The organism is Sphingomonas sp. Leaf20, from assembly GCF_001421535.1.
GTDB lineage: Bacteria > Pseudomonadota > Alphaproteobacteria > Sphingomonadales > Sphingomonadaceae > Sphingomonas.
In genome coordinates this window covers 79,832-97,179 of the sequence record NZ_LMKN01000010.1, presented here as the reverse complement: position 1 = coordinate 97,179, position 17,348 = coordinate 79,832, and the positions used below count along the sequence as shown (strand labels likewise).

Annotated in this window: 14 protein-coding genes; 9 read left to right on the top strand and 5 right to left on the bottom strand. The window is 66.0% G+C overall.

The features are described 5' to 3' along the window. Window positions 1-58: 58 nt before the first annotated feature. On the top strand, window positions 59-2,242 hold the full coding sequence (locus tag ASE72_RS17405; protein ID WP_056024613.1) for a penicillin acylase family protein: 2,184 nt from the start codon (window positions 59-61) through the stop codon (window positions 2,240-2,242). A 239-nt stretch (window positions 2,243-2,481) separates the two neighbouring features. After that, window positions 2,482-3,177, top strand: coding sequence for an OmpW family outer membrane protein (locus tag ASE72_RS17400; RefSeq protein WP_082446255.1), 696 nt, complete (start codon window positions 2,482-2,484; stop codon window positions 3,175-3,177). Window positions 3,178-3,181: 4 nt separating this feature from the next. Here ASE72_RS17400 and ASE72_RS17395 read toward each other — a convergent pair whose 3' ends face one another. Together ASE72_RS17395 and cydD are read right to left on the bottom strand one after the other, a co-directional pair. Beyond that, complete coding sequence (locus tag ASE72_RS17395) at window positions 3,182-4,816, bottom strand: amino acid ABC transporter ATP-binding/permease protein (RefSeq protein ID WP_235532432.1); 1,635 nt, start codon at window positions 4,814-4,816, stop codon at window positions 3,182-3,184. Continuing rightward, window positions 4,813-6,489: a thiol reductant ABC exporter subunit CydD gene (gene cydD, locus ASE72_RS17390; RefSeq protein WP_056024610.1), complete on the bottom strand. Its 1,677-nt coding sequence runs from the start codon at window positions 6,487-6,489 to the stop codon at window positions 4,813-4,815. Before cydD ends, ASE72_RS17395 begins: the two co-directional genes overlap by 4 nt. Window positions 6,490-6,609: 120 nt before the next feature. Here cydD and ASE72_RS17385 point away from each other — a divergent pair, with 120 nt between their 5' ends. The 4 genes from ASE72_RS17385 (at window position 6,610) to ASE72_RS17375 (ending at window position 10,248) form a co-directional block, all read left to right on the top strand. After that, window positions 6,610-8,181 (top strand): cytochrome ubiquinol oxidase subunit I, encoded by a 1,572-nt coding sequence (locus ASE72_RS17385; protein ID WP_056024606.1) that lies wholly within the window; start codon window positions 6,610-6,612, stop codon window positions 8,179-8,181. A gap of 13 nt (window positions 8,182-8,194) precedes the next feature. Then, window positions 8,195-9,334 (top strand): cytochrome d ubiquinol oxidase subunit II, encoded by a 1,140-nt coding sequence (gene cydB / locus ASE72_RS17380; protein ID WP_056024602.1) that lies wholly within the window; start codon window positions 8,195-8,197, stop codon window positions 9,332-9,334. A gap of 26 nt (window positions 9,335-9,360) precedes the next feature. After that, a complete protein-coding gene (gene cydX, locus ASE72_RS19840; protein ID WP_082446254.1) occupies window positions 9,361-9,474 on the top strand; it encodes a cytochrome bd-I oxidase subunit CydX in 114 nt (37 codons plus the stop codon). A 63-nt stretch (window positions 9,475-9,537) separates the two neighbouring features. Then, on the top strand, window positions 9,538-10,248 hold the full coding sequence (locus ASE72_RS17375; RefSeq protein WP_056024599.1) for a Crp/Fnr family transcriptional regulator: 711 nt from the start codon (window positions 9,538-9,540) through the stop codon (window positions 10,246-10,248). Here the strand turns inward: ASE72_RS17375 and ASE72_RS17370 are convergent. Beyond that, on the bottom strand, window positions 10,245-10,838 hold the full coding sequence (locus tag ASE72_RS17370; protein ID WP_156350617.1) for a hypothetical protein: 594 nt from the start codon (window positions 10,836-10,838) through the stop codon (window positions 10,245-10,247). The genes ASE72_RS17375 and ASE72_RS17370 overlap by 4 nt on opposite strands. Before the next feature lie 122 nt (window positions 10,839-10,960). Further along, entirely contained in the window at window positions 10,961-11,878 is a 918-nt protein-coding gene (locus ASE72_RS17365; RefSeq protein ID WP_056024593.1) for a hypothetical protein, read from the bottom strand. On the opposite strand from ASE72_RS17365, the gene ASE72_RS20365 reads away from it, so the two are divergent. The 3 genes from ASE72_RS20365 to ASE72_RS17355 all read left to right on the top strand — a co-directional run bounded on the left by ASE72_RS20365 (window position 11,877) and on the right by ASE72_RS17355 (window position 16,051). Next, complete coding sequence (locus ASE72_RS20365) at window positions 11,877-12,026, top strand: hypothetical protein (RefSeq protein ID WP_156350615.1); 150 nt, start codon at window positions 11,877-11,879, stop codon at window positions 12,024-12,026. The genes ASE72_RS17365 and ASE72_RS20365 overlap by 2 nt on opposite strands. A gap of 205 nt (window positions 12,027-12,231) precedes the next feature. Then, entirely contained in the window at window positions 12,232-13,683 is a 1,452-nt protein-coding gene (locus tag ASE72_RS17360; protein ID WP_056024590.1) for a glycoside hydrolase family 125 protein, read from the top strand. Between the two features lie 40 nt (window positions 13,684-13,723). After that, window positions 13,724-16,051, top strand: coding sequence for a GH92 family glycosyl hydrolase (locus ASE72_RS17355; protein ID WP_056024586.1), 2,328 nt, complete (start codon window positions 13,724-13,726; stop codon window positions 16,049-16,051). Between the two features lie 33 nt (window positions 16,052-16,084). On the opposite strand, the gene ASE72_RS17350 is transcribed toward ASE72_RS17355, so the two are convergent. After that, entirely contained in the window at window positions 16,085-17,323 is a 1,239-nt protein-coding gene (locus ASE72_RS17350) for an amino acid deaminase (RefSeq protein WP_056024583.1), read from the bottom strand. Between the last annotated feature and the right edge of the window lie 25 nt (window positions 17,324-17,348).

Below are 17,348 nucleotides of genomic sequence, written 5' to 3'. Positions count from 1 at the left end.
GACCGGTCGCGCACGCCGATCCATGGTCTTTCGAGGTGTTCGTCCCTACCGTGCGCCAATGCATATGCTCCTTCGTCACGCGCGCAATCCGGTGATCCTGTTGGCGCTGCTGACAGCGGCTTCCAGTCCCCCGACGACGGATCTGTCGCGATGGAAGGCGCAGGCCGACCGCGTCACGATCACGCGGGACGACTGGGGCATTCCGCATATCCTTGGCCAAACCGACGGCGATGCGGTGTTCGGTCTCATCTACGCGCAAGCCGAGGATGATTTTGCGCGGATCGAGGCAAATTATCTGACCGCGCTCGGCCGCACCGCGGAGGCTGAGGGTGAGGATGCGATATGGGCCGATCTGCGTCAGCGGCTGTTCGCCGACCCCGTAGTGCTGGAACAGCAATATGCGGCCAGTCCAGCCTGGTTGCGGACGTTGATGGACTCCTGGGCGGACGGGCTGAACTATTATCTGGCAACGCATCCGCAGACCAAACCCAAGGTTCTCCGCCGTTTCGAACCCTGGATGGCGCTCAGCTTCACCGAAGGCAGCATCGGGGGCGATATCGAGCGGATATCGCTCAGCGAACTGAAAACCTTCTATGGCAACCCGACGCCGCCCAGCCCGGAGGAGCAGGGCATTGTCCCGCGTGAGCCGTCCGGGTCGAACGGCATCGCGATTGCCCCCCGCCTGACCACCGGCGGTCGCGCGCTGCTGCTCATCAATCCCCATACGAGCTTCTATTTCCGCTCCGAGGCGCAGATGACGAGTGCCGAAGGGCTCAACGCCTATGGGGCGAGCACCTGGGGCCAGTTCTTCATCTATCAGGGCTTCAACCCGACCGCCGGCTGGATGCACACCTCGTCCACGGTCGACAATGTCGATGAATTCGCCGAGCGGATCGCCGGTCGCGCAGGTGGCTACAGCTATCTGTACGGCAGGGCCCGCCGGCCGGTCGCGACCAAGGTCGTCACGTTGCGGTTCCGCAAGGCGAACGGCTTGCTCGGCGAGCGGCACTTCACGACCTATCGCACGCATCATGGCCCGATCGTCGCAAGCCGAAACGGGCGCTGGATCGCGACCGCACTGATGTGGAAACCCGTCCCGGCGCTCGAGCAGAGCTATCTGCGGACCAAGGCGCACGACCTTGCGAGCTACATCGCCGTCGCGGACCGCAAGGCGAATTCGTCCAACGATACGCTGTTCGCCGACCAGAAGGGCGAGGTCGCGTTCCTGATGCCGCAGTTCATGCCGATCCGCAGCGACCGGTTCGACTATACCCGGCCCGTCGACGGCAGCGACCCCGCGACCGACTGGCGTGGCCTGCACACGCTCGCCAGCCTGCCGAGCGTCGCGAACCCGCGTACCGGCTGGGTCCACAACACGAACGACTGGCCCTGGAGCGCTGCGGGGCCCGACAGTCCCAAGGCCGCAGACTATCCCCGGTACATGGATCAGGTCGGTGGCAACGCGCGCGGCGTCCATGCCGACCTGCTGCTGACCGGAAAGAGCCAGTGGACGCCGGAGACGCTGCGCGCGGCGGCGTTCGATCCGTATCTGCCCGCCTTTGCACGGCTTTTGCCGGGGCTGATCGCCGCATGGCAGGCGCTTCCTTCCGGCGACCCGCGGCGTGCCGCGCTGGAGGCACCGATCGCGCTGCTTGCGAAATGGGACCACCGCTGGGGTTATGACAGTGTCGCCACCAGCCTTGCGGTGTTCTGGGGCGATCAGCTCTGGCGCGAGGTCGGCGGTCTTGCGCAGGCCGAACGGGTCAACGTCCCCGACTACATCGCCACACGCGTGCAACCCGACGCCAAGCTTGCCGCGCTGTCCGCCGCGGTGGATCGGCTGACGCGCGACTTCGGCGACTGGCGCACGCCGTGGCAGGCGATCAATCGCTTTCAGCGGCTCGACAACGCGATCCGGCCGCATTTCGACGACGACCGCGGCTCGACACCCATAGCCTTTACATCGGCCCAATGGGGGAGCCTCGCGTCGTTCGGCGCCAAGGCCTGGCCGGGAACGAAGCGTTATTACGGCACCAGCGGCAACAGCTTCGTCGCCATCGTCGAATTCGGTCCCCGCGTGAAGGCGATGGCGGTGATGGCGGGCGGCCAAAGCGGCGACCCGGCGTCACCGCACTTCGACGATCAGGTTACGCGGTACGCGCAAGGCAATCTGCGGCCGGTCTATTTCCATCCCGAAGACCTCAAGGGGCATGTCGAGCGTCGCTACCGTCCGGGCGACTAGAGTCACATGCGACGACCGGCGTCGACATGCTGTGCGCACGGATTGGCCCTCTTCCGAATACGCGAGATATGGTCGGTGAACGCGAAGCGGTCGCGAGGGTCAGCCAGGCCGTGTGGCAGGGTCGCGTGCCGCCGCGGCGCGACGTCTTTGACTGCGGTCAACCCGATCCTTGTCCGCAATCAACGCTCTGGCGCCTGTGGGCGACTAGCCCGACGGCATTGCAACACAGGAGCCGGACCATGCCTTCATTGATCAAGAGCCTCGCCGTCGGTGCGACCATGGCAATGGCCATGACGGCACCGGCTTTTGCGGAGACCGATCCGGCGCCGCGGCAGGGGATCGCCGCGGGCGACGTGTTGCTGCGCGCGCGCGCGATCCTGGTTGCCCCGAACGAGACATCAGGCAGCATCCTGCCGGCATTTCCCGGCGAGCGCGTCCGTGTCGACAACAGCATCATGCCGGAGGTCGACGTCACGTACATGGCGACGAACCATATCGGCTTCGAATTGATCGCGGCGACGACCAAGCATCATGCAGACGGCCGCACCGGCACGACGGGCACGATCGGCAGGCTTGCCTCGACCTGGGTGTTACCGCCGACGCTGACCGCGCAATATCACGTGAACCCGACGGGCGCGGTTCGCCCCTATGTCGGTGCTGGTCTGAACTACACGATCTTCTGGAACGAGACGGCGTCGAACGCTCTGGTCGGGGCGGTCGGGCGAACCGGCGTCCACATGAAGGACAGCTTCGGCTGGGCCGCGCAGGCGGGCGTCGATATCGACATCACGCCAAAAGTCTTCCTGAACCTCGACGTCAAATATATCGACATCGATACGACCGCACGGCTGCGAACGACGGCGGCGGGTGTGCAGCGTGTAGCAATCAGCCTCGATCCGCTGGTGTTCGGGGTGGGGCTCGGCGTGCGGCTGTGACGCCCTAGGCCGGCACGGCGCGGTCCGTATCGGCCCGCGCCGCGTGTGCGCGGGGCTCGGGCGCGACCGCGATCTGCCGGTCGCAAAGCGCGACCATCACCGGGCGGTGGCTGACCATGACCAGCCCCTGCCCGGTACGCGCGAGCCGGGCGGCAAGGCCCTGGGCGACGCGCCGCTCGGTCGCCGCATCGAGCCCCTCGCTGGGCTCGTCCAGCAACAGCCAGGGCGCCGGGACGAGGTACGCGCGGGCAAGCGAAAGCCGCCGCCGCTCTCCGCCCGACAGCCGCACGCCATGCTCGCCGATCCAGCTGTCCAGCCCGTCCGGAAGGCCTTCGATGACCTCGGTGAGCGCGACATCGGCAAGCGCCACCCACAGCGCGTCATCGCCGACCAGCGGATTGCCGAGTGTGAGTGTCTCGCGGACCGTCCCCGCGAGCAACGCCGCATCCTGCGGTGCCCAGCCGAACGTCGCTCGGCGCGCGGCAAGCGGAATACCGACGATGTCCTCGCCGTCGATGCATGCCGTGCCCGGTGCCACCGGTCGCAGCCCGAGCAGACTTTCCACGAGCGTCGTTTTGCCGGTTCCCGATGCGCCGATCAGCGCGACACGCGAGCCGGCCGGGAGATGCGTATCGAGCAGTTCGATCGACCACGCGGCAACGCCCGCGCTGCAGCCCTGCTCCGCCACCGGGCCTGCCAGCAGGTCGTCGAGCCGCGTCTTCGCCTCGCGCACCGCACTCTGCTGCGCAAGGCCGCGCAGGACCGGCGCCGCGCCGTCGATCGTCATCACTGCGGCCAGCGCGCACAGTGCCGCGATCGCCGCGCCCGCGGGTGCGGCGATCAGCAGGACCGCAAGACCCGCCGCACCGAGCGCGACCGCCTGGATGAACTCGAACCAGCCGACGACGCAGGCCTGTGCGCGCTGGGCCTCCGCGAGACGCAGGCTGCTTGCGTCGACCGTCTCCAGCGCCTGCGCCTCGATACCGTAGCAGCGCAGTTCCGCCGCCGCGTCGGCCATGCCTGCAAAGGCGTCCTTCAATGCGCCACTCGCGCGCTGTACCTCGCGCCCCGGCGCATCGAGACGTCGGGCCAGCACCCCCGCTATCGCCAACAGCCCCGACAGACACACCATCAGCGCGATGACGGACCACGGCCCCCCAAGCACACACAAAACCAGACCGCTCGCCAGCGCCGCAATCGCGCCGGGAACAGCGGAGAGCCGGACGAACTGCGCCTCGACAGCGCTGACATCCTGGACGATGCGCGCAGTGGCCTCGCCCGGCATCAGCGCGAGCGCCTGTGCTACGGGACCGCGCGCGAGCCCGAGGAACAAGGCGGGGCGGATACGGGCAAGCGCGCCGAACGCCGCCTCATGGCTCGCAAGCCGCTCGCCATACCGCCCGGCGGTCCGGAGGATCGCGAGCAGTCGAATACCCGCGCTCGGCAGCATGTAATTGAACGCGTACGCAGCAGTCGTCCCGGCGAGCCCCGCCATCGCCGCGGCGGTGATGAACCATCCCGACAGTCCGAGCAGAACGACCGAAGCCAGCGCAACGACCGCCGCAAACCCGCTCGCGCGCCACAGTCCCCGCCGTTGCCGTCGTCGCTCGTTCGCAAGAAGCATGTCGATCGCGGTCACGTGCGGTCTCCCAGATCGATGACGAGATCGGCGATCGCGGCGAGCTTTGCGCTATGGGTCGCGATGATCGTCGTGCGGCCGGCGGAGGTCCGCGCAATCGCCGCGATCAGGCGCGCTTCGGACACCGCATCGAGATGCGCAGTCGGCTCGTCGAGCAACAGCACGGGAGCCGGCTTCAGGATCGCACGCGCCAGCGCGATGCGGCGCCGTTCTCCCCCTGACAGGCTGCTGCCCCTCGCATCGATCACCGCCGCCAACCCGCCCCGCGCGAGCAGCATCGGCGCCAGGCCAGCGATGCGCGCGACCTCGGCGATGCGCTCGGAGGATGCCGTGGGATGCGCAAGCGCGATGTTCGATCCGATGGTTCCCGCCAGGATCAGCGACGACTGGCCCATCCATGCGACCATCGGCGCGATGCTGCCGATCGCGCCCAGGTCCTGGCCACCGATCGACACGCGGCCGGCCGACAACGGTGCAAGGCCGAGCAACAGATGCAGCAGGCTACTCTTGCCGCTCCCCGACGCGCCGATCAGCGCGACGATCATCCCCGGCGAAACGTCGAAAGAAACGCCAGACACCGCCGCGCGCTCCTGACCGGCGTAACGGATCGAAACGGACTCGAAGCGGATCGCAGGCACCGTTTTCGGCACGAGACACACCAACGGCGCAGGCGTCGCCTTGGCCGTTTCCACAGCCGCCAGCCGCTCGCCTGCGGTCTCTGCCGCCTGCCGATCGTGGTACGCCGCTGCCAGCCGGCGCATCGGCGCGTAGAATTCGGGGGCAAGCGCCAGCACGAAGAATGCACGGCCGAGATCGAGCGTTTCGGGCACCGGGAACGGCAGCAGACCCAGCAGGTTGAACCCGGCATACACAGCGACAAGCGCAACCGACAACGCCGCGAAGAACTCGAGCGCTCCCGACGACAGGAACGCGACGCGGAGCACGCGCATCGTACGCCGTGCAAGGTCCTCCGAGGCCTCGCCGAGCGCGCGCGCCTCGCGTGCTTCCGCTCGAAAGGCCAGCACCGTCGGCAGTGCACCGATCCGGTCCGCGAACAGCTCCGACAGCCGGGCAAGCGCGACGAACTGGCGCCGCGACGCATCCGCTGCGGCACCGCCAGCGAGGATCATCGCCACGAGGAACGGAAAGAACGTCGCCACGAGGATCGCCGCAGCGATCGGGCTCGCGGCAGTCGTTGCCGCCAGCACGATCAAGGGCGCGACCGCCGCCGCCTTCCGCGCGGGCAGGAAACGCGCGACATAGCCGTCGATCGCATCGACCTCGTCCACCGCCGCACTCATCAGCGTACCCGTCGTCGCGTCGGAACCCGGGCTGCGGTGCAGCGCCGCGTCGATGATGCGCCGCCGCAGCCGTATCTTCGCGCGGTATGCGCCGCCCGCGCCGACCCGCACAGCAAGCATCGCGCACCCGCCGCGTCCGATTGCCGAACCGCCCGCGAGCAACGCCCAGGGCAGCATTGCGGCCACCCCGTCGTGCGCGGTCACGACGCCGCCCGCCAGCCCGGCCGCGAACCCGATCGCGGCGACACTGTCGAGCAGCAGCAGGCTCGTCGACAGCCGCACGCCGCCGCCATCGGCGACCACCGCCTTCAGATAGGTACGCGACGCGCGCGCGTGATCCCGTGAAACGTCGGCCGTTGCGATGCTGCTCATGCCACCGCAATCGACGGCGCCGCCGTGCGCGTCTTTGACCGCGGTCAATGTTTGCGCTGCCCCCGGTGCCTAACGCCTTCGAGGACAGGGCCGGTCGACGGCCTTCTGGGGAGCGTCATCATGGACCTTGCGGTCATCGACCTGTCGCGGCTGCAATTCGCGCTGACAGCTTTGTACCATTTCCTGTTCGTCCCGCTGACGCTCGGCCTTTCGATGATGCTGGTCATCATGGAGTCAGTGTACGTCATGACGAACCGGCCGATCTGGCGCGTCGTCACCCGGTTCTGGGGACGGATCTTCGCGATCAACTTCGTGCTGGGCGTTGCAACCGGGCTGACGATGGAATTCCAGTTCGGCACCAACTGGTCGTATTTCTCGCATTATGTCGGCGACATCTTCGGCGCGCCGCTCGCGATCGAGGGGTTGATGGCGTTCTTCCTCGAGGCGACCTTCGTCGGGCTGATGTTCTTCGGATGGGAGCGGCTGACGAAGCTCGGCCACCTGATCGTCACGTGCATGGTCGCGCTCGGCACCAATTTGTCGGCGCTGTGGATCCTCGTTGCAAACGGCTGGATGCAGAACCCGACCGGCGCCGAGTTCAATACCGACACGATGCGGATGGAAGTCAGCGATTTCGGCGCAGTGCTGTTCAACCCGATCGCGCAGGCCAAGTTCGTCCACACCGTCAGCGCGGGCTATGTCTGCGCGTCGGTCGTCGTGCTCGGCATCTCGGCGTTCTGGCTTCTCAAGGGACGCTATACCGCGGTGGCACGGCGTTCGATGACGGTCGCCGCCGCATTCGGGCTTGCCGGGTCGCTCTCGGTTGTCGTGCTCGGCGACGAGAGCGGGTACGCGCTGACCGACAACCAGCGGATGAAGCTCGCGGCGATCGAGGCGGCCTGGCACACCGCCCCTGCCCCCGCCGGCCTGACCCTGTTCGGGTTGCCCGACGTCGCCGCACGCGAAACCCGCTATGAGGTGCAGATTCCGTGGGTGCTCGGGCTGATCGCGACGCGAAGCCTCGATAGCGAGGTGACGGGGATGTCCGAACTGGTGCTGAAGGCGCAGGAACGGATCACCTCGGGCGTCATCGCCTATGATGCGGTCGAGCATCTTAAGATCGACCGCACCAATATCGCCGAACGCGCGCGGTTCGAGGCGCACAAGCGTGATCTGGGCTATGCGCTGCTCCTCAAACGCCACATCGCCGATCCAAGGATGGCGAGCCCGCAGCTGATCGCCGCGACCGCGTGGGACGTCGTCCCGAACGTGCCGCTGATGTTCTGGAGCTTCCGGATCATGGCGTTCATCGGCTTCTTGATGATCGCGCTGTTCGGCACCGCATTCGTGCTGACGTCGCTCCGACTGCACATGCAGACGCGCTGGTTCCTGAAGCTTGCGGTCATCGCGATCCCGCTGCCCTGGATTGCGATCGAGCTCGGCTGGATGCTTGCCGAGATCGGACGACAACCCTGGGCGATCGAGGGGGTGCTGCCGACGTTCCTGGCAGCGTCGTCGCTCACCCGCGGGGTGCTGTGGACGACGATCATCGGCTTTACCGCGATCTACGGCACGCTGGCGGTCATCGAGGTGCGGTTGATCCTGTCGACGATCCGAAAGGGCCCGTTCGAGGATCACGAGGATTTCCGGCCTGCGCCACACGTCGCTCACGACGTCGCCGTCACCGCCTGAGGGGAGACCAGACATGTTCGACTATGAAACACTGCGTCTGATTTGGTGGGCGCTCATGGGGGTCTTGCTCATCGGCTTTGCGCTGACCGATGGCTTCGATCTGGGCGTCGCGGCGATGCTCCCGTTCGTCGGTCGTACCGATGCCGAGCGACGGATGGTGATCAACTCGATCGGTCCGACGTGGGAGGGTAACCAGGTATGGTTCATCCTCGCCGGCGGCGCGATCTTCGCGGCGTGGCCGTTCGTCTATGCGATCAGCTTTTCGGGCTTCTACCTCGCGATGTTCCTCGTTCTGGCCGCCCTGATCTTGCGCCCGGTCGGCTTCAAATACCGCTCGAAGCGCCCGGATCCGGCGTGGCGGTCGCGGTGGGACTGGGCGCTCTTCGCGGGCGGGTTCGTGCCGGCGCTCGTGTTCGGCGTGGCGGTCGGCAATGTCCTGTCGGGCGCGCCCTTCCGCCTCGACAGCGACATGCGCACGGTGTTCGACGGCAGTTTTCTCGGGCTGTTCTCGCCGTTCACGCTGTTGTGCGGGCTGCTGTCGGTATCGATGCTGATGCTCCACGGCAGTGCATGGCTGGCGATCAAGATCGAACATGGCGCGGTTCATGATCGCGCCCGCACATTCGGAACGGTCGCCGGTTTGGCCTCGCTCATCTTGTTCGCAGTCGGCTGGGGCTTCGTCGCGCAGGCGGATATCGGCTTTCGCATCGTCGGTGCGATCGATCCCTCGGGCCCGTCCAATCCGTTGCACACCACGAGCGAGATCGCGCGTGGCGCGTGGCTTGCCAACTATGGTCGCTACCCCTGGATGACGATCGCCCCGGTGCTCGGGTTTGGCGGAGCGGCACTTGCGCTGGTCGGGATCCGGCGGGGCTGGGAACGGGCGGCGTTCGCAGGGTCGTCGGCATCGGCCACGGGCATCATCGCAACCGTGGGGCTGTCGATGTTTCCGTTTATCCTGCCCTCCAGCATCGACGCGCATTCGAGCCTGACGCTGTGGAACGCGTCGTCGAGCGCGCGGACGCTCGGCATCATGCTGCTCGTCACCGTCGTACTGCTGCCGATCGTGCTGGCCTACACCGCCTGGGCCTACTCGGTGATGTTCGGCCGGGTCACGACGCGCGAGGTCGCGACAAACCCCGATTTCTATTGAGCCGGCATCATCAAGGACATCTAATCATGTGGTATTTCACCTGGGTTCTCGGCCTCGGGCTCGCGGTCGGCTTCGGCATCCTCAATGGTATCTGGCATGAGTTCCATCTGCCGATCGCGGATGATGGGGATAGCGCCTGAACGCATTACGCCGCTGCAAAGAATTCACGCGGATATTCGCGATGGTCATACTATACCCGGTCAATGGCTCACCACGATATCTGCGCGGATTGCGCCGTCCGCGACCAGGCTCTTTGCAGCAGCCTGACCGATCTTGAGCTGACCGCGCTCAATACGCTTGGCCGCCGCCGCAAGATTACACGCGGCCAGACGTTGATCTGGGCGGGCGACGACAGCATCATCTGTGCAAACCTCCTGTCCGGCGTGCTCAAGCTGGTCGCGGCGACGCCCGATGGTCGCGAGCAGATCGTCGGGCTGCTGTACCCCGCCGATTTCGTCGGCCAGCCCTATGCCGGCCAAGCCGATTTCACGATAACCGCGCTGACCGACGCGGAACTTTGTATCTTTCCGCGCGACGCGTTCGAACGCGTGCTTGAGGATCATGCGCGGATGGAGCGACTGCTGTTGCAACGCACGCTCGCCGCGCTGGCGGTGGCGCGGACCCGGATCCTGTCGCTGGCGCGCAAATCGGCGCAGGAGAAGATTGCAGGTTTTCTGCTCGACATGGCGTTGCGCGCGTCCGCGACCGGGTGTTGCGCGACGCCCGGCGGCCCGATCACGTTCGATCTGCCACTGACGCGCGGCCAGATCGCCGACGTCCTCGGACTGACGATCGAGACGGTCAGCCGTCAGATGACCCGGCTGAAGGCCGCAGGCGTGATCGCACTCCCGGGGGGGCGGGCGATCACGATCTCCGATGAAGGCGCGTTGCAGGACCTAGCCGAAGCCGCCTAAACCGCGCGTCGCGCGCAAAGGCTGTCGATCAACACCGCCCGCGCAGTGTGACTGAGGCGCGGGGCACCGAGCAGCAGCACGACCAGCTCGGTGAAGGCCATCGCCGCCCTGCATCCTTCGAAAAAACCGCGCAGCATGAAGCCGAATGCTTCCGCCCCCGGCCTCGAAGCACCGGACAGGACCGCCACTATGTCGTCCGCATCGATCGCGTCGCTCAGATGCCGTGCGCGGATCCGCCCGAGCAGCGCAGCCGTCAGCGCGTCGACACCATCGCGCGCGAACAACGCATCGATCACGGCATTTTCCTGATCGCGATGCCCGGCGACGATTGCCTGCAAGCTGCGGCCGAGGGCGCCAGCCTCGTCGTGCGAAAGCTTCTCCGGCAAGAGATCGGCGCATGCTTCGAGGCGATCGCACAGGCCGTGAAGCCTGGCGTGATCCGCGACCAACGCCCGCAGGTCGGTCGCATCGATGACATGCCGGGCCCTGCCCGACGCCCGGCCGTCGCGCTGTCCGTCGTGCTCGGTCATCATCCCTCCTCGTCCGGGCAGCTTGCACGGCACCGGGAATGCGGCATTGACGATGATCAAACGCTGCGCTGCGGCGCGCTCCTCCGTCCCGCCCCCGTTTGCAAATGCACCGCCGGAGACGGGGCACACGTTACGCAGGATGCCTGCACGTCGTACCGCGCCCTCGAGCGGGGCAGCCTGGGTCAGTCGAGCGTTCCCGTATGCATGAGATGCCGGACGTCGCGCGCGATCTGGTTGTTCGCCCCGAGCCGCTCGATCAGTTGCGCCTGACGGCTTCCGCGCAGCCCGGCCGTCGTCAGATGCTTGTCACGCACATAGGTGTAGACGCCACTGACGGCGAAGGCCGAGGCATAAGCGATATGCGCCTTCTGCGCGTTCTGCGTTGCCAGAAAGGCGTCGGATTCGAAAAACCTGCGACGAGTGAGCGGGGACTCGAACGCGAGTTCGATCACCGCGATTACCGTACGGGACGCTGGTACTTCATGATCGACGTTGGGCGCAGGCGGCGCGGGCTCTGCATTGTCGTACCGCTCGGGCAGGTGCAGCCGGAGCTTGATCACCGCGTCGTCTGCCACCAGCGTCTCGGCAAATCCGCGCATGAACTCGCCGAATGCTTCCAGATCCTCGGTGGCGGCACCAAGATGGACGTGGATCCGGTCCAGTCCGTCATCGCCGTTGGGCACCGGATCGGCGACGCGGTCGATCAGCGTCCGCGAGCCCTGTGGCAACGCATAGGCAACCGTCGCCGCAAACATGTTCTGCTCGTCGGCGAACAGGATGTGGCTCGCGGCATTGAAGACATCCTGATCCGCCTTCGACGCGAAACCGATCTCGACGCCGCCGTCGAGTTCATAGTCCGCAAACGTCTCGATCCCGTCGATCGCAGGCCAGAGATGCGCGTCCTGCTCGCGGTTCACATGATGCTGGACATACCAGGCGAGCCCCGGAATGCGCGCGCACAACGGCCCGTGGACGTCGCGCCAGTAGGTCGCGAACACCTCATGAGGAACGCGGGGCCGGCGCAACACCGTCGTGTAGCTGTTGATCGCAATGCTGGCATCGCGCTCCGCATAATCGGTCGCGCCAGAGACTTTTACCATGAATGAGCTCCTGATCGTACAGGTGCCCAACGCGCGCGCCGAACATGCGGCAGCCGGTGGGGCTCCTATTTATTCGGCGCTCGCCGCGAACGATCACGCCGGCTGCATTGCCGTCGCAGCGGCGTCGAACGAGCCGCAAAGCGAATAAGGAAAATTACTTTACCCTTTCGCTTGATCCCCATGCCTGACCTCGTTATCAAGTTCATAATAGGATACCTTGATCGCATTCGGCACAGCGATGATTTTGGGACTGCCAGAAAGTCCCGATGCCAAACGCCGTGCAACATCGGACGATCCGATAGCTTTAATTACTCTTGGCATAAGCTATATCCTATTATCGAGAGAATATCCAGATGAACGATTCCACTCTGAGAGGACTTAACCGTCGCGAAGGTTTGGCGATGTCGGTCAGCGCGATGCTTCTCGCAGCTACACCCGCCAGCGCTCGAAAACATGCAGCCCCCCCCGATCGCCGTCCGCCCGTTGCGCGCAGACGCTTCGTAAGCATTGCCGTCGAACACGAGATCGCGCGCGTGAAGGCGAAGATCGCGGACCCCGGCCTCGCGCAATTGTTCGAAAATTGCTACCCCAACACGCTCGACACCACCGTCTTCACCAGCACCATCGACGGCAAGCCCGACACGTTCGTCATCACCGGCGACATCGAGGCGATGTGGCTGCGCGACAGTTCGGCGCAGCTCCAGACCTACGTCCATCTGTGCCGCCAGGACCCTGCGCTGCGCCGGTTGTTCCAGGGCGTGATCCAGCGGCAGGCGCGCTGCATCCTGATCGACTCCTACGCCAATGCATTCATGGCCGATCCCACCGCCAAGTCGAACCTCGGCGCGGTAACCGACATGACCGAGATGCGGCCGGGCGTCGCCGAGCGGAAGTGGGAACTCGATTCGCTCTGCTATCCGATGCGGCTGGCGCACGCCTATTGGAGCGAAACGAAGGACCCCGTTCCGTTCGATGGATTGTGGGCCAAGGCGATGGCGCGCGCCGTCGCGACGATGCGCGAACAGCAGCGCAAGACCGGCGACGGACCGTATAAGTTCGAGCGCGTCAATCGCCATGCGACCGAGACGCTGATGCTGAAGGGAATCGGCGCGCCGACGAGCAAGGTCGGCTTGATCCATTCGATGTTCCGTCCGTCCGACGATGCCTGCACGCTGCCGTTCCTGATCCCGTCCAACCTGTTCGCGGTTGCAGCCCTGCGGATGCTGGCGAAGATCCATGCCGAGGCACGCCACGATACCGCTGCCGCGGCCGACTGCATCGCATTGGCAGACGAGGTCGATGCCGCGCTCAAGGCGCATGGCCAGATGGACGACGGCAAGGGCAGCAAGGTCTGGGCGTTCGAGGTCGACGGGTTCGGCAATGCGATCTTCATGGACGACGCGAATGTGCCGAGCCTGTCCGCGCTGCCGTTGCTGGGCGCCGCCCCGCGGACCGATCCACTGTATCGCCGCACCCGCGCGCTCGCCTGGAGCACGCGCAATCCGTATTTCTTCACCGGCACCGCAGCCGAGGGCATCGGCGGCCCGCACAAGGGGCTCGGCATGATCTGGCCGATGTCGATCATCGTCCGCGCGATGACCAGCGATGACAATGCCGAGATTCGTCAATGCCTGAAGTGGCTGAAGACGACCGATGCGGGCACCGGCTTCATCCATGAATCGTTCGACAAGGACGATCCCGCGCGCTTCTCGCGCCCGTGGTTTGCCTGGGCGAACGGCCTGTTCGGCGACCTGATCCTCGATCTCGAGCGTCGTCGCCCGGCGTTGCTGGCTGAACGTTTCTGACCTGCTTCCCCACACCGTCCCTGACTCAGGAGAGTATCGCTTGATCCGCGCCAACCGTCGCCAGTTGCTCGCAGGCTCTGCCCTTGCCGCGCTCGGCACCGCCCTGCCGTCCGTCGCTTCGGCGCAATCGTCCAGGGCGGCGGTCAAGAACACGGCCCCCAATCTGTTCGTCGGCACCGGCGGGCACGGCCACACCTTCCCCGGCGCGACCATGCCGTTCGGGATGGTGCAGTTGTCCCCCGATACCAACAATTTCGGCTGGGATGCCTGCTCGGGCTATCACCAGTCAGACCGCTCGATCATGGGCTTCTCGCATACCCATCTGTCGGGGACCGGGATCGGCGACATGCTCGACGTGCTGGTGGTGCCGACGCGCGCGCCGTTGAAGCTCGTCCCCGGATCGCGCGAAAACCCGGCATCGGGCTATCGCCAGCGCTATAGCGAGGAACATGCCGAGCCCGGCTATTACCGCGTGAAGCTGGACTCCGGCGTCGTGGCGGAATTGACCGTGACCGAACGGACCGGATTGCACCGCTACACCTTCGCCAAGGGGCCGGGACACATCCTGATCGACTTCACGCATTGCAAGCAGGAGACCGAGGCGGAGCTGATCCGGATCGAGGATGCCGCGCTCGCCCTCAGTGACGATGGGACGCTGACCGGCAGCCGGCAGGTCTTCCGCTGGGCCGAAGGACGGCGGATCCACTTCGCGATGCAGCTTTCTCGAAAGCCTGACCGCGTGCAATTCTTTGGCGACGACGATCGCCCCGTCGCGCCGGGTGCGAAGGGCGTGACCGGCCACCGGCTCAAGGTCGCGTTGTTCTACGACGATGCGGGCGCCGCGCCAATCCTCGTCAAGACCGGGATCTCCGGGGTTGACGTCGACGGTGCGCGCGGCGCGCTGGCGGAAGCGCCGGGCTGGACATTCGATCGCGCCAGCACCGCCGCACGCCGGACCTGGGCAAAGGAACTCGACATCCTGCGCGTGTCCGGCGGCACGCCTGCGCAGCGCACGATCCTGTCGAGCGCGCTGTACCATACGCTGATGGGGCCGACGTTGTTCAGCGACCGCGACGGGCGCTACATGGGGCTCGACCAGCAAGTCCATACGCTCGCCGCCAGCGAGCGTGCGTACAGCGCCTATTCGCTATGGGACACGTATCGCGCGCTGCATCCGCTGATGACGCTGGTGCGCCCCGACATGGCCGAACGCTTCGTCCACGACCTGATTCGCCAGACGCAGCAAAGCCCGTACGGTCCGCCGACCTGGCCGCTCCAGGGGTTCGAGACGGGCTGCATGAACGGCTGGCATTCGGTCGTCGTGCTTGCCGAAGCACACGCCAAGGGGATCAAGGCCGATTACGCGGCGGCCTGGCCCAACATCCGCAAACGCGCATTCGATGCAAGCTACAAGGACAGCCTCGCGACGCTCGGGCGCGACCATTACATGAAGCTCGGCTATATTCCGGCGGACAAGATCAAGGAGTCGGTCAGCCGTACGCAGGAATATGCGTATGACGATCACGCCATGGCGGCACTGGCGGACGCAATCGGCGAGCGCAGCGATGCGGCGGTCCTGCGCAAGCGCAGCGGCAACTGGCGGAACGTGATCGACCCCAAGATCGGGTTCGCGCGCCCGCGCTTTGCCGATGGAAGCTGGTGGGGGCCGTATGATCCAGTCACGCTCGGTCACATGCCGCAGCCGCGCTGGCGCGATTATACCGAGGCCAACGGCTGGCAGGCGACGTTCCTCAACCAGCATGACATCTACGGCATGATCGCACACATGGGCGGCGACACGGCGTATGAGGCGAAGGTCGATTCCTTCTTCAACGCGCCCTCGACCCTCCCCGACAATGCGCCACCCGACATTGCCGGGCTGGTCGGGCAATATGCGCACGGCAACGAGCCTGGCCACCACGTCGCCTATCTCTATGCCTATGTCGGCGCGCCGTGGAAGACGCAGGCGATGGTGCGGCGGCTGTGTGCCGAGATGTACAAGAACGATCCCGACGGCGTGATCGGCAACGACGATTGCGGGCAGATGAGCGCGTGGTTCATCCTGTCGTCGCTCGGCTTCTATCCGGTCGACCCGACGACGGGGATCTATGTGCTAGGATCACCGCTGTTCGACACCGCGGAACTGCGCGTCGGTGCGGGCAAGACCTTGCGCGTCCGCGCGATCGGCAATGCGCCCGACCGGCCCTATGTCCAGTCGGTGCGCTGGAACGGCAAGCCGTGGACGAAGAACTGGATCGCCCACGCCGACATCATCGGCGGCGGGGAGCTCGAGTTCACGATGGGCGCGAAGTCGTCGCGCTTTGGCGCAGGGGTTGCGGATCGTCCGCCGTCCGCACCACGCGCCTGACGAAACCGGGCGGGGGTCGCCCCCCGCCCGCCTTCAGAAGAACGTCTCCACGACGTCGATCACCGTGAAATCGTCATCGACCACGAGAATCTTGCGCCATTTGTCGAAGGTCAGGCACGGGTGCGATATGTCGAACGCGATCACGTCGCCGACCGCGATGTCGTCGCCCGGCGCGATCGTCAGATACGCATGCTGGTCCATCAGACCGGTAACTTCCCAGTGGACCGGTGCCTCGGCGGGACGATCGTCGCGGTCGGGGCGGAACAGCGTCGCCGGGCGTGGCAGCCCCGCGTCGAACGCGACGTCGCGCTTGCCCATCGCGATGATCGCACGCGTCGGATCGGGGATCGACTGCACCACCGCCCAGATCCGCAGTGCCGGGAGCAACGCCTCGCCGAAGGTCGGGGCGACGGCGTTGCGCTTGAGGATCGCTTCCTGCGCGACCCGGTACAGTCCGTCGTCATGGCTGATGTAGCAACCCGGACGCAGCACGACCTCGACCTCGCCCGCCTTCGCCATCGATGCGGTTTCGTCCGCGACGATGTCATACCAGGCGGACCCCGCCCCCGACAGGATCGCCGGCATCCGGTCGATCCGATCATCCGCGATCAGCCGCTTCGTCACCTCGACCGCGCGACGGACGAACCGGCGGACATGCGCTTCGTCGGGAAGCACGCCCTCGTAGAATTCCACACCGCCGAGCCGAAGATGGTCGCCCCATGCATCGAGCGCGGCGAGAACCTCCGCAAGCCCCGCTTCATCGCGAACCCCGGCACGATACCCGGGCTGATCGGGCTCCGGCGCGAGTTCGATCAGCACGTCGAGCACTACGCCCGCCGACCGGCATCCCTCGCCCAGCAACGCCACGCCGGCTGCGGAATCGACGATGCAGATGACGTGCTGGTCGGGGATCGCCAGCAGACCGACGACCGCAGCGACATTCGCCTTTCCGACGATCTGGTTCGCGATCAGGATCCGGCGGACGCCGTGCGCAGCCGCGACCTGCGCCTGCTGGCTCGTCGCGACCGTGATGCCCCACGCGCCGTGCGCGATCTGTCGCTGGAACAGCTTGGGGGCCATCGTCGTCTTGCCGTGCGGCGCAAGCGAAACGCCATAGGCATCGATAAACGACCGCATCCAGTCGAGATTATGCTGCATCCGCCGCTCGTTGAGCACCGCCGCCGGGAAGCTGACATCGCCGCGCAACAGGTTCCACGGGTCTGCACCTTCGGTACCTGTTCCCTTGTCGAGCTCGAGCTTCTGATCGTTCACGCGCCTGCTCCTCGTTAAGGAAAAT